The organism is Desulfosoma sp. (genome assembly GCA_037481875.1).
Taxonomy (GTDB): domain Bacteria; phylum Desulfobacterota; class Syntrophobacteria; order Syntrophobacterales; family DSM-9756; genus Desulfosoma.
In genome coordinates this window covers 78326-90731 of the sequence record JBBFKY010000010.1, presented here as the reverse complement: position 1 = coordinate 90731, position 12406 = coordinate 78326, and the positions used below count along the sequence as shown (strand labels likewise).

General features: G+C 52.7%; 12 protein-coding genes. 5 read left to right on the top strand and 7 right to left on the bottom strand.

The window, feature by feature from the left end; all coding sequences use genetic code 11:
* Nucleotides 1-3: 3 nt before the first annotated feature.
* Nucleotides 4-1572 carry a cobyric acid synthase gene (locus tag WHS46_12640; protein MEJ5349523.1) on the bottom strand — a complete coding sequence of 523 codons (1569 nt, stop codon included), beginning with the start codon at nucleotides 1570-1572 and terminating at the stop codon, nucleotides 4-6.
* Nucleotides 1569-2996, bottom strand: coding sequence for a cobyrinate a,c-diamide synthase (locus WHS46_12635; protein ID MEJ5349522.1), 1428 nt, complete (start codon nucleotides 2994-2996; stop codon nucleotides 1569-1571). The genes WHS46_12640 and WHS46_12635 overlap by 4 nt, the downstream gene beginning before the upstream one ends.
* A 561-nt stretch (nucleotides 2997-3557) precedes the next feature.
* On the opposite strand from WHS46_12635, the gene WHS46_12630 reads away from it, so the two are divergent.
* Nucleotides 3558-4151 carry a methyltransferase domain-containing protein gene (locus tag WHS46_12630; GenBank protein MEJ5349521.1) on the top strand — a complete coding sequence of 198 codons (594 nt, stop codon included), beginning with the start codon at nucleotides 3558-3560 and terminating at the stop codon, nucleotides 4149-4151.
* A 51-nt stretch (nucleotides 4152-4202) separates the two neighbouring features.
* Here WHS46_12630 and WHS46_12625 read toward each other — a convergent pair whose 3' ends face one another.
* Both WHS46_12625 and WHS46_12620 read right to left on the bottom strand, forming a co-directional pair.
* Entirely contained in the window at nucleotides 4203-5591 is a 1389-nt protein-coding gene (locus WHS46_12625) for an ATP-binding protein (GenBank protein MEJ5349520.1), read from the bottom strand.
* A 57-nt stretch (nucleotides 5592-5648) separates the two neighbouring features.
* Entirely contained in the window at nucleotides 5649-6374 is a 726-nt protein-coding gene (locus WHS46_12620) for a response regulator transcription factor (GenBank protein ID MEJ5349519.1), read from the bottom strand.
* A gap of 360 nt (nucleotides 6375-6734) precedes the next feature.
* On the opposite strand from WHS46_12620, the gene WHS46_12615 reads away from it, so the two are divergent.
* Complete coding sequence (locus WHS46_12615; GenBank protein MEJ5349518.1) at nucleotides 6735-7238, top strand: Spy/CpxP family protein refolding chaperone; 504 nt, start codon at nucleotides 6735-6737, stop codon at nucleotides 7236-7238.
* Here WHS46_12615 and WHS46_12610 read toward each other — a convergent pair.
* The 3 genes from WHS46_12610 to WHS46_12600 are packed head-to-tail and all read right to left on the bottom strand — an operon-like array spanning nucleotide 7235 to nucleotide 9854.
* Nucleotides 7235-8848, bottom strand: a complete 1614-nt coding sequence (locus WHS46_12610; protein MEJ5349517.1) for a glycosyltransferase family 39 protein — start codon at nucleotides 8846-8848, stop codon at nucleotides 7235-7237. The genes WHS46_12615 and WHS46_12610 overlap by 4 nt on opposite strands.
* The gene (locus tag WHS46_12605; protein ID MEJ5349516.1) at nucleotides 8827-9117 is read right to left on the bottom strand and encodes a lipid-A-disaccharide synthase N-terminal domain-containing protein; all 291 of its coding nucleotides are present in this window, start codon (nucleotides 9115-9117) and stop codon (nucleotides 8827-8829) included. Before WHS46_12605 ends, WHS46_12610 begins: the two co-directional genes overlap by 22 nt.
* A complete protein-coding gene (locus WHS46_12600; GenBank protein ID MEJ5349515.1) occupies nucleotides 9114-9854 on the bottom strand; it encodes a glycosyltransferase family 2 protein in 741 nt (246 codons plus the stop codon). The genes WHS46_12605 and WHS46_12600 overlap by 4 nt, the downstream gene beginning before the upstream one ends.
* Nucleotides 9855-9974: 120 nt before the next feature.
* Here WHS46_12600 and WHS46_12595 point away from each other — a divergent pair, with 120 nt between their 5' ends.
* From WHS46_12595 to WHS46_12585, 3 genes are all read left to right on the top strand, one after another.
* A complete protein-coding gene (locus WHS46_12595) occupies nucleotides 9975-11453 on the top strand; it encodes a TRC40/GET3/ArsA family transport-energizing ATPase (protein MEJ5349514.1) in 1479 nt (492 codons plus the stop codon).
* A complete protein-coding gene (locus WHS46_12590; protein MEJ5349513.1) occupies nucleotides 11440-11685 on the top strand; it encodes a hypothetical protein in 246 nt (81 codons plus the stop codon). The genes WHS46_12595 and WHS46_12590 overlap by 14 nt, the downstream gene beginning before the upstream one ends.
* 159 nt (nucleotides 11686-11844) lie before the next feature.
* Nucleotides 11845-12225 (top strand): pyridoxamine 5'-phosphate oxidase family protein, encoded by a 381-nt coding sequence (locus WHS46_12585; protein ID MEJ5349512.1) that lies wholly within the window; start codon nucleotides 11845-11847, stop codon nucleotides 12223-12225.
* Nucleotides 12226-12406: the final 181 nt, after the last annotated feature.

Below are 12406 nucleotides of genomic sequence, written 5' to 3'. Positions count from 1 at the left end.
TCCTTATTTCAAGCCCATGATTCGGTAGATGCGGTCCACATCACAGTGACGGCGAACGAAATCCGCCAAAAGATCGTACTGCTCCTCTTTCCACCGAAAAAACTGAAAAGGCTGGGATGTTTGACCATCTGAAGACTTTCCTTTGCGAGCGGCGACAAAGGCCAGAAACCTATCGCGAAAGGAGTCGTTGTCAAAGATGCCATGAAGATAGGTGCCCCACACACGTCCATCATCGGTCCAAGCGCCGTCGGCCGCTTCATGAAAAGGCACGTCCAGGCCGTTTCGCTGCACGACTTCTAGAAGCGCCTGCGTGAAAGCCCCGTCTTCAAAACGGGATCGACCCATGTGAATTTCGTAGCCGTGCAGAGGAAAAAGATCCTCGGAACCTAAAGGGCTGGGTAGACGCAAACGGGCAATGACCTGGCTGGTGATTTTTTCCGAAGCCATTTCCGTGATCATGGGAAGAAGCCCCAAACCTTGAGTTTCCTGCACACGGCTTTCCGTTCCCAAAGGATCCACAATACGTCGGCCCAGCATCTGATAGCCTCCGCAAATCCCAACAAGGATCCCACCGGACTTGTGGTAGGCACGAAGGGCATCAGCCATGCCGGAGCGCTCCAAAGACAGCATGTCCTCTATGGTGTTCTTGCTTCCAGGAAGAATCACGGCATCGCAGCGAAAAACATCGGGGGGCTTTTCAAAATAGACCAAATCCACTCGTGAATCCCGCTCCAGGCAGTCGAAATCCGTATAGTTGGAAATGTAAGGCAACCGTACCACGCCGATGCGGTATCTTTCCGAACACTCCTGCACCTCCGATCTTTTTTTCACACGCCTGGCCAAAGCCACACTGTCTTCTTCGGGAACAGCAATATGCTGAAAGTAGGGAATAACTCCAAGAACCGGCCGATGGGAACGTTCCTCGAGGATGCGCACCCCGGTTTGAAACAAATCGGGATCCCCACGAAACTTGTTCACGATAAATCCCGCAATGAGGGCCTGCTCTTCCTTTTCCATGAGCATGAGAGAACCAAGAAGAGCAGCGAAAAGACCGCCGCGATCGATGTCTCCCACCAGAAGGCAGGGAGATTGAGCCAAACGGGCCATCGCCAGGTTCACCAGGTCATGCTCTTTGAGATTGAGTTCCACAGCGCTGCCGGCACCTTCCAAAACCACGATGTCATAGCATGCAGCAAGCCGCTCGAAAGCCTTTTGAACCACGGAAACCAATTCTTTTTTGTAAGCGTAGTATTCCTTCGCGGAAAAGTTCCCGATGGCTTTGCCCAGAACAATCACTTGAGAACCCATGGACGAAGTGGGTTTTAACAGAATGGGATTCATATCCACGTGCGGAGCAATACCAGCGGCTTCCGCCTGCACCGCCTGGGCGCGCCCTATTTCTCCGCCTTCAGGTGTGATATAAGAATTGAGTGCCATATTCTGAGCTTTAAAAGGCGCCACCCCATAGCCGTCCTGCTTGAAAATGCGGCAAAAGGCGGCCGCCAAGACACTCTTGCCCACGTCGGAACCTGTCCCCAGAAACATAAGGGTCTTTGCGGATCGAGACTTCATGAACAGAAAACCTTTCGGGCCGCTTCTGTAAAGAAAGCTGCGGCCTGCGGAGCACTGCCCCAATGCAGATGCACATAACTGGCAAGCACCGATCCCACCTGGTAGCCTTCATCTTGTTCCAGGCGGTATTTTCGCGCTTGCAGTCGATAGCAATAGGATAGGTTCGCGGAGTTACTGAGGTGGTCAATTTCAGAGTAATGAAATTCATGACCGCGCACCTTCATGCCCGGTTCTCCCAAAAGGCACGAACGCGTCAGAACCACTTCCACGTAACCGAGAGCCTTGCGTCTTGAAAGCATGCGAACACCAAAGGGTAAAAGCCCTGCCATCGGCACTTTTTCCCCGGAAAGAAGTTCTATGGATTGACTGAGAACCATGAGGCCGCCGCATTCAGCGTAAATGGGTCGATTGGATGCGGCAAAATCTTGAAGATCGTTAAAAAAACGCTGGTTATTTCGTAAAGCCTTTGCATGAACTTCCGGATAGCCACCCCCGAGATAAAGAGCCGAAGCGTCTTCGGGAATCGTTTCTCCGGCAAGCGGCGAAAAGAAGCGCAGTCTGGCTCCAAAGCTTTCCAAAAGGTCCAGATTGTCCTGATAATAGAAGCAAAAGACGGCGTCCCGTGCGACGGCGATCACCGGCCTTTCTGTTAGGCCCCTTTTAGGCACTGCGGGAATAGGATTCAAGGCTTCCGCCTGTGACGCGATGGACTCCAAGTCCCCGGTTTCCAGAGTGGTGATGGTCAGCAATCGGTTGAGATCCAGGTGTGTCTCAGCCCAACGGGCTGCTTGATCCACAAAGGCTTGATCCAATGGAATTTCTTCGGCGGTGACTAGCCCCAGGTGCCGCTCAGGTAGTTTAAGAGTATCCTCGCGGGGAAGCCCACCTAAGACCGGAAGATTCGGATGAGACACCGTCATGGCTTCTCGCAGAAACTCCAAATGCGCTTCACTCCCTATGCGATTAAATATGATCCCGGCACAACGCATATCCGGATCAAAAGAACAAAAACCATGAACCAGGGCGGCGACACTTCGAGCCATACTTCGGGCATCCACCACAAGGACGACGGGAATCTCTAGCCATTTGGCCATTTCGGCGGTGCTGCCCGCTTCTGTTGCACCATCGTAACCATCGAAAAGCCCCATGACCCCTTCCACCACCGCACCATGAGCGGCCTGGAGCCAGCGGGCAAAGATGGACCTATTCACGTCTCGGGATAGCATCCATCCGTCCAGATTGCGGGAAACGGTTCCTGTGACAAGGGTATGAAGACCGGGGTCGATAAAGTCCGGACCGACCTTGAAGGGCTGAACTGTCAGACCACGCTTTCGAAGCGCTGCCAGAATCGCCAGAGTCACCGTTGTCTTCCCAGAACCACTGTGCGGCGCAGCCAGCACAAAAGCCCACTTGCGTAACGACACCACCCTTTCCTTTCCTTACAAACCCGCTGCGTGTCCACGCCCGATGTTTAGGCATGCACTATGGCATACCTTGAAGCACTTGTGAAGAAATGCAGCCTTCATGGACCCGGAAGCATCTAGAAACACTTCCCAGGTGCTTTTCTCAGAACACACATTGCACATCAAGAGAAGCTTTGGAAACCACAGCATAGGAGGCAGGTTTTTCTTAAAGTTGCCTGCAGAAGAACCCTCAAAGCCTATCCCTTTCTTGAGGCCCTTCCGACACGATTCAAGGATATGAACCGGGAGCTTCGTCCGGTTAGACCTGTAGATCCGCCCCAAGACACAAGGTCAGGTGTGTGCATACGGATCGCACACGCCGGTGCGCCCTTATAAGCCCTAGGGTTTTCGGCTTGGAAACCATCGGCATGCTCAGAATCCACCTTGAGGACACCATCTTGTTTGGCTGGATCGCTGAGACTTTGACGCGACCTCATGAGGTGGGTAAATTGTCATGGCTCGGCGTTTGGGCATACAGGACATGTCGGGATCCTCTTCCACAAGAAACCCGGGAGGCAAACCATGTGGGAGCGCCTGCGAGATCGATTCATGAGAAGCCGATGGGCCTTTGAATGGCGTTATCTTCGGGGCCAAACTCCGTGGGACACAGGCATCACGCCTCCCGAGGTGATGGAATTTCTCGCACACACCCCTCCGGGCAAAGCCCTTGACCTGGGTTGCGGAACCGGGACCAATGCCATCACCATGGCACGGCATGGCTGGCAGGTGACCGCCGTGGATTTTTCACCTCGAGCCATTCAAAAAGCGCGTCAAAAGGCCGCGTCCGCAGGCCTTTCCATCGCTTTTCATGTTGCGGATGTCACCAACCTTTCCATGCTTCACGGACCTTACGAATATGTCCTCGATATCGGTTGCCTGTTCGCTTTGAGCCGTGAGGGGCGCCGTCGATACGCGCGGGAACTGGAACGTCTTACCGCCCCTTCCTCCTGGTACATGCTTTACGCATGGCTTCCGCGTCCTTGGCGCGGGAGCCTTTGGGGCATTTCCGTAGAGGAAGTGCACAGTCTTTTCAGTTCCGCATTTACACGGGAACGCTACGTCATCGGCGAAGAAAAAGGACACCCTTCGGCCTGGTACTGGTATCGCCGCACATGAGACCTTCCAGGCATGGTGATCCAAGCCACCAGCTCCTGCTCGTCCATGTCTTTAGGCACGACCCTGAGGTGCGATGGGCAGTTGCATGAGGACACATAGACCACCCTCGGGTCGATTCACGGCGCGCATTTTCCCTCCGTGCCGTTGCACGGCCTTTTGGGCAATGGCCAAACCCAAACCGGCACCTCCTGAGCCGCGATCCCGAGCTTCCGCCACTCGATAAAACGGACGAAAGATTTCTTCCAGACGGCTTTCAGGAACCCCTGGGCCCTGGTCTTCCACGCGAATCTCCACGCACTCATCTTCCTTGGCGACAACCCGGTTCACGGTGACGGTAATTTCCGTACCGTGCGGAGAATACCTCACAGCATTGCGAAGAACATTTTCAACGGCGCTTCTCAGAAGTTCCGCAGAACCGAGCACTTCTGCCGGTTCCAGGAACCACCGCACGGTGCAACCCTTTCCTTGCGCTTCGAAATCAGCGTCCCTTGCCACTTCTTCCACAATTTGGTCCAGAGCCACACGATCAAAGGAAAACGTTGATTCGCCATGATCCAGTCGAGCCAGGATCAGCACCTGAGAAATTAAGGTGTTGAGCCTTTCCGATTCCTTTTCAATGCGGTCGAAAAAAGGTGAGAGTTCTCGGGGCGCTTGTTTTCGGGTCAGTTCCAAGGCAACACCCAGGCGTGTCAGAGGCGAGCGCAACTCATGCGAGATGTCTCGAAGAAGCTGTCTTTGGGCTTCGACGAGTCGGCCGAGTTTTTCGGCCATAAGGTCGAAGTCCCGAGCTAATGCGCCGAATTCATCATGACGTCGATGAAGGCTCGGGCCCACGCGAATGCTGAAATCGCCGGAAGCTAAAAGGCACGCACCTTGTTGCAGCGTTCGCAGAGGTGCCACAAAGTGCCTGGCTAAGAAAAAGCACAGAATCGAAGCTACGGCAACCAAGGCACCTAGACTCACGACCTGAGGAATCAGCCGAGATCGGGGCAAAGGGGGCATGGGCGCAAGAAGGTGCCGAACAAGCGTGTAACGAGTTCCGAAGGTGCCAGGAATATCTATGATTTCGATGGGGGAAGGCAAGAGCCGTTGACGAAGCCTTGTGGCAAAAGGAAACGGTTTGTAGGGATTCTCAAGGAAATCTTGAGGAAGGGAACGTCCCAGGAGCTCTCTGCCGGAAGCATCAAGGAAAAAGTAGCGAACCAAGCGATCTCTTTCAAGCTCCTGCACGAAACGGGCTAGAGCGTCCGGACCGTGTTCTTCATAAACCTGAACCCCTGTGACGGCCGCGAGGATGACCATGTGGTGCGAAGCTTGCCTCCAGCCTTCCAGCCAATCTTTTCGGGGAAACAGCCAGCCGAGAACCAGGGCTGATAAAAGGACTCCGGCACAAATCGTACCGCAAAAGGCCAAAAAAATTTTTCCAAAGACGCCTTTCATCGGCCTTCCTCGCTCAGCTTCCAAGGTGTCTTTTACGACCTTTTCAAGGCGGTTTCTTTACAGAGCCACGTAAAGGTAGCCCACGCCGCGAATCGTCTTGATCCGCTCCATGCCGTCAGGAAGATCCCCTAGCTTTTTTCGTAAATTGCTTACATGAACATCGAGACTTCGATCATAGGGTTGAAGCTTTCGACCCAAAACCTTGAGGCTCAATTCTTCCCTGCTCACAACCTTTCCGGCGGATGCCATCAAAACTTCCAAGAGATTGAATTCCACCGCCGTCAAGGGCACCAACTCACCCTGACGCCGCACCGTGCGCGTGGAAGGCGATAATTCCACATCCCCAACGGTCAAAAGATCCGAGCGTCGGTCCAAAGCTTCCGATACCGAGAGCATTCCACCTGGCATGGATCGCTGGGTTCGCCGAAGCAACGCCCGTAACCGGGCTAGAATCTCCCTTGGATTGAAAGGCTTGGGAAGGTAATCATCCGCTCCGAGCTCCAACCCTACGATACGATCCACATCCTCACCCCGAGCTGTCAGCATGAGCACGGGCACATCGCTTCGGGTTCGTAAGGAGCGCAAAACTTCTAATCCATCCCGACCAGGCAGCATCACATCAAGAATAATCAGATCAAAGGAATGTTCCTCCAAAGCTCGCATTCCCTCTTCGCCGTCGTGAACACACGCGACGGTAAACCCAAAGGGCTCAAGATACTCCTGTAACAGCGTGCATAACTCCCAATCATCATCAATGATCAGAAGTCGAACTTTCCTTTCCATACTGTCGACTCCTCATGGGGGGTTAGGCGTGCCAGGTGTTTAAAAATACTCCAGGAGGTTCACCTTGCGCATGTCAAAATTTGTTAACCAGGGATTGAAACCTTTTTACAAAATTTAACATTTGTTGGCTCAATCTTCGAACACATTAGGAATGCTACGGGTTATCCATGACCTGGACGGGTCAAGGTTTCTCGAATCTCGGGGGTAGAGTCGGCCTTTGATTCCAATTCCCAGCGCCGAAAGAAAGGGGGTGATAGCTGTACAGAGAAAACAGCCAGATTCCAGAAAGTGTTTCATCACAATGGATTTTCATGGACATGAACGGGAAAAGCATAGTTAAGAACAAAAAAGGAGCTGGATATGAACAAAGGGAAAACGAAGATACTTGGTCTGTTAGGGGTCCTCTTTCTGGTCGTTTTCGGTTTGAGAGCAGAGGGCTACGCTTTCGGCTTTCGAGGGCATGGGCCTGGAATCTTTGGTCCGGACAGAGGCGGTATGTTTTTTCAGTTTCTCGAAAAAATCGTGGAACTGAAGCTGACTCCGGAACAACAGGAAAAAATTCTAGAGGTGCTCAAAAAACATCGAAACGAATTTGAAGGGGCTTTTCAGCGTGTGGGCGCGGCGCATAAAAAACTCAACGATGTCATCTCACAGGATAACTCCACGGAAGCAGCCGTAAGAGAAGCCCATAAAGCCGCCGCGGCAGCTCAAGAAGATCTGGCTGTCCTGAGGGCCAAGGTGCGTCGAGAGATCATGCCTTTACTGACCGAAGAGCAACGGTCCAAGGTGCAAGCTTGGATGCAGGAGCGCGCCTCCGGTCCATTGGGTAAAGACTTTCCCATGCCTCAATCGCCGAAACCCTAAAAGACCAGAGCCGATCGGGGCGAGGCCCCGCTCGCCCCGATACTTCTCCCGGGGTTGTCTTCCGTAACGCGTTTCACCTCAAGGAGGCTCCAATAGCGCGTCAAGGGCCGTGAATCCGCCCGGTAGCCTTCCCTCTGAAGATGCTCCAGGAGTTTCAAAACATCTCCTCTTTGCGCCACCACCCGTTTCCCCTTATAGGGTGAAATCGGTTCGGGCCCACTGGGCGTGGTTAAAATCGATAAGGGGTGAAAGCCTGGAGGCGGAACCTTGTCCGCTTTCGGATAGACACGAATCAGTGAATCTCCCCAATAAAACCGCAGCCCATAGAGCGGGCTCCTGGAAACAACATAAAGCGGTCTGGATTCCGAAGCCTCCTCTTTAGGCCATACCGCCTCCACGGCACGAGCCAAAGCGCCCATGTCCCTTTTTGAAGGCCAGTAGGCCATGACACCTTTGCCGAAAACGATAAACATCGTGGCAATAAGAGCCAAAGTGACAAGGCCTTTTTGACTGATTCGACCTTGGCTCAAAAGATTCCCTATTCTGTGGCCCATGGCGCAGCTGATCAAGGGCATCAAAGGAAGCACATACAGGGGAAGCCGTGACCGGCTGAAGGAAAATACCGCCAAAGGAACCCAAAAACCAAAGGCTAGAAACTTTCCCTGGATCGAAAGGTTTCGCCAGAACAAAGCCCATGCCTCAAGATGTGTTCTGAATCCCTGACCGGCAAGCCCTCGACCCCATGCAACAAGCCGGTGTCGCTCCATCCATAGCACCGCGGCAAGCCACGGCAAAGAGCCACCCAAGAGGAAACGCCAGTATACGGTGAACATTTCATACCAATGAGGGTGTCTTTCAAACTCGTCGGTAACCACCCGACCGACAACTTCGTGTTTGAGCCAATAGGAAAGAAGACCCGGGTAGTGCGCTATGGCCCATAAGTACCACCACAAAGCCGTCACCAACCCTAGACCCATTCCAGCCGGAACCCAAAAACGAGTGCTTCGAACCTCGAAACTCTTCGCAAAAACTCTCAAAACAACGAGGGCTAATAACGGTAGCAAACCGGGCGGACCCTTGGTGAAAAAAGCCAAACCAAAAAACAACCACATCAGGGTGATAGGAAATTGACGACGCGTGCGAACACCCCACCAGAAACAGGCAAGAGCCCAGGTTTCCCAGAGTGTCAAAAGGGAATCGGCATTGACCGTAAAAGCAGCGCCCACAGGTCCCCACATGCTGGCGTAGACCAAAGCGCTCACGGCTCCCGCCTCCGCTTGCCACATCCACCGTCCCAACCAATAAACCGCGCAAACCGTAAGAATAAAGGTAGGAATGAGGTAAGCTCTAGCCCCCCAAGCATGGCGGCCGAAAAGATGGACACCTGCGGCAACGGCCCAGTAGGTCAAAGGAGGCTTTGTCCAGTGGGGAGCAAAATCCAAGGTGGGCCTAAGAAAATCCCCCGAGACGAGCATTTCCCGAGCACACTCGGCATAACGGCCTTCCGTGGATTCGTAGAGGCCTCGCGTCCCCTGAAAAGCCATAACCCCTACCGTGGCGCAGAGAAGACTCCACAGCACGAAATCCTTTAAGGGCTTTTTGCTCCACATGCCCTTACTCTTTTTTCTTTGTAAACCAGATAAAGGTTCCGACCGTAAATGATAAGACCTGTCCCTTGTCCGAGAATAAATACGGGATCTCGGCGCCACACGGCATAGGCCAACAACAGAGCCCCACCAGCCAAACTCAGGTACCAAAAAGCCACGGGGACAACACTTCGGCCGATTCTTTCACTGGCAATCCATTGGACAAGGAATCTGGCAGAGAACAAACCCTGCGCTAAAAACCCAATCCCAAGCCATAGTTTTTCTTGTGTCATGGTTTTTTGTGTTCCGGAAAGGTTCTCACGACATGACAGCGAAAGCCTCGTAGACGCAACCAACTTACGCCGAAAAGATCCAAAAGGCCGACCCAGAGCCGGTCGAAAATGCCGTATTTGGTCGTGCCTCGACGTCTCGGCCTGTGGTTCACCGGAGCCTCCGCGATTCGAAAACCATGATACATGATCAGTGTGGGCAAAAATCGGTGCAACCCTTTAAAAGGCGGAAGATACGGAACACATTCTCGTCTAAAGACGCGTGTGGAACAGCCCACGTCTCGAACGGATTTTCCCGTAATGAGATTACGAAAGGTGTTGGCGATACGGGAAGCCACGCGCCGCTTCAGAGAATCTCTTCTGACGGCGCGATACCCTTGAACCATGTCATAGCCGCCTTCAAGGAGAAGCGAGACAAGGCGGGGAATGTCTCGTGGGTCGTTTTGTCCGTCTCCGTCCAAGGTCGCGATGATCTGCCCTTGACACCTTTGAAATCCCGTCCACAAGGCCGCCGACTGACCCGCATTTCTTTCCAGAGCATACAAGCGATGAAAAAAAGAGCCCGAGGAACGTCCGGCAACCACCAGAAGCTTATCCCAGGTGCCGTCGGTGGATCCGTCGTCAACCCAAAGGCATTCCCAAAGTATGGCTGAAGGTTTCAGGGACTCTTCCAATTCATCGGCCAAGTGGAGCACGTTTTCCGCTTCATTGTAGACGGGAATGACGATGGATAAATCCATGAAAACCGCGTTCCCTTTGATAAATGGCCATTTGAGGCTCGTAAAGGTGCGGCAAGCCGCGCCATCACCCATTGTCGGACGGGTACCTTGTGAAAGGATTTCCCTTTTGAACCCACCGGCATGGCGTTTCTACACCCACCCTTGGGTTCAAGCAAAGATTTTTGTATGGTGTTCCGAGCGTGTCGGAATCTTTTCAAATTCAAAAAATATGGCCCTTTCAGAGCGCTTTCAAGATGGCCGACCGCATCCCTGTCGACAGAGTTTTTTGCTCTTTTTAACTCAACGCCCTTCATGCAGGTCCGCTCCTGTGGACTTGAAACCGTGGGCACCTCGGATTTAATCTTAAAAACGATGAATCTTGTTTATACAGCGAAAACACACTTCAAAGATCGGAACAAAGCCATGCGTCTTCTCCTTTTTGCAGGAAAAGGGGGGGTGGGCAAAACCAGCGTGGCCGCTGCCACAGGCGTTCTTTTGGCGGAACGCGGCCTTAAGACCCTGGTGATGTCCTTGGATCCCGCCCACAGCCTCAGCGACGCTTTTGATCTGGATCGACGTCTCATGGACGTTAACCGCGGTCAACCTGTGGAGATATCCGACCAGTTGTGGATTCAAGAGCTGGACGTCCATGAAGAGATTCAAAAACACTGGGGAGAAGTTCATCAGTATCTAAGTCTTCTGCTTAACATTTCGGGGTTGGACCAGGTGCTCGCGGAAGAATTGGCGGTTCTTCCCGGTATGGAGGAAGTCAGCGCCCTTCTTTACGTCAACCGCTATGTGAGAGATCAAACCTACGATGTTTTGATCCTGGATTGCGCCCCGACGGCCGAATCCATTCGCTTTGTGAGTGTCCCCAAGGCATTGGAATGGTACATGGAAAAGATTTTTCGAATGGAACGGAACCTTTTTCGAGTGGCGCGTCCCGTGGTTCGCCGTTTCTCCGATGTACCTTTACCCGAAGACGCCTACTTTGCCTCCATCGAAAGACTCTTTCAGCGGTTACGCGGCGTGGACGCCATTCTCACCGACACTCAAACCACCTCGGTGCGTCTCGTCACCAACCTGGAAAAAATGGTCATTCGAGAAACCCAAAGAAGCTTCATGTTCTTTTCTCTGCACCAATTGGGCATCGATGCCATCATTATCAATCGACTTCTGAACGAAAACTCGAGCGATCCTTTTCTTCAAGCCCTCTATCAACAGCAACAGTCTTATCTGAAACTGGTCACCACAGCTTTTCATCCGATCCCTTTGCTGACGGCACCTTACTACGAACAGGAAACATTGGGTTACGAACGTCTGAAAGCACTGGGTGAGGCTCTTTACGGTGAGACACCACCGCAGGAGATTCTCTATCACCATCAGCCGGTTAGCTTTCTTGCCGAGAATGGATGCCACATGGTTCGTATTCATTTTCCCTTTGTCAGCCGTGAAGAGATTTCTTTAAGCAAGATCGGGGATGAACTCATTATTCGTATGGGGGCGTTCAAACGAAACCTGATCCTGCCGCGAGCTTTTGCGCGGCTTCAACCGGAAAAGGCGAGACTGGAAAATGAAACCCTGACGGTCACCTTTGGAGGCGGTCATGAGCCGGCATGAAGAACATGAACAAAGCCAAGGAACCCGATGCCGTTGTCCCATGTGCCAAATGATGCGGGCTTTGGGAAGCGTCAAGGGTCCAGCGGGTCCTTTCTGGGATCATTTGATCAATGCACGCATCGAAGTCCTTCGAGCGGTGCGTAGCCTGATCGATGAACATATCAATCACCTGGAAAAGAAAAAAGCCGAAAAGTGCGGCGAGAAAAAGGCCACGCCCATCCAGGTGGAATAGGCCTGAGGGGAAGGCCTACGGTTCCTTCAAGGCCTTGAGGTCTGGCACATCGGTGAGAGCTCCTTATTTTAGAAGGGGCGTATGGCAGGCGGAGTTCTGTGAAGCTGAAAAAACACCACGCAATTTGTTGGGATGCACGATCTTTGAAAGGAGCAGACCATGGATCTCAAGGCTTATTTCGATCAGACAAAAGGTTTCGGTGTTCTGGCGACGGCGGATGCGGAAGGAAAGGTGGATGTGGCGGTCTACGCTCGACCCCACGTCATGGAAGACGGCACCCTTGGCTTTATCATGAAAGATCGACTGACCCACCACAACCTGCAATCGAATCCTCGAGCCGCTTATCTTTTCCGTGAAGATGGCGGAGGCTACAAAGGAAAGCGCTTTTTTCTAAAAAAGGTAAAGGAGTCTCAGGATCCCGAACTGATTGAGTCTTTGCGTCGAAAAAGTTATGCGACCAGATCCGAAGATCCTGACACCAAAGAATTCGCAGTGTTTTTTACCGTCGAAAAAGAACTGCCGTTGATCGGTTCAGCTTGATCGTCTTTTCCTGAACCCCGATGAGCTATCAAGGCAATGCGACGGGCCGCGATAAGGCATACGGGAACATAGAAAAACGCCCACAAGGGAACAGTAAACACAAGCCACGAGGCATGAAGTCCGGCGCTTTGCACTTCATGCCCCGTGGCCGAAAATCCTGCGACACGCCATGTCCAAGAAC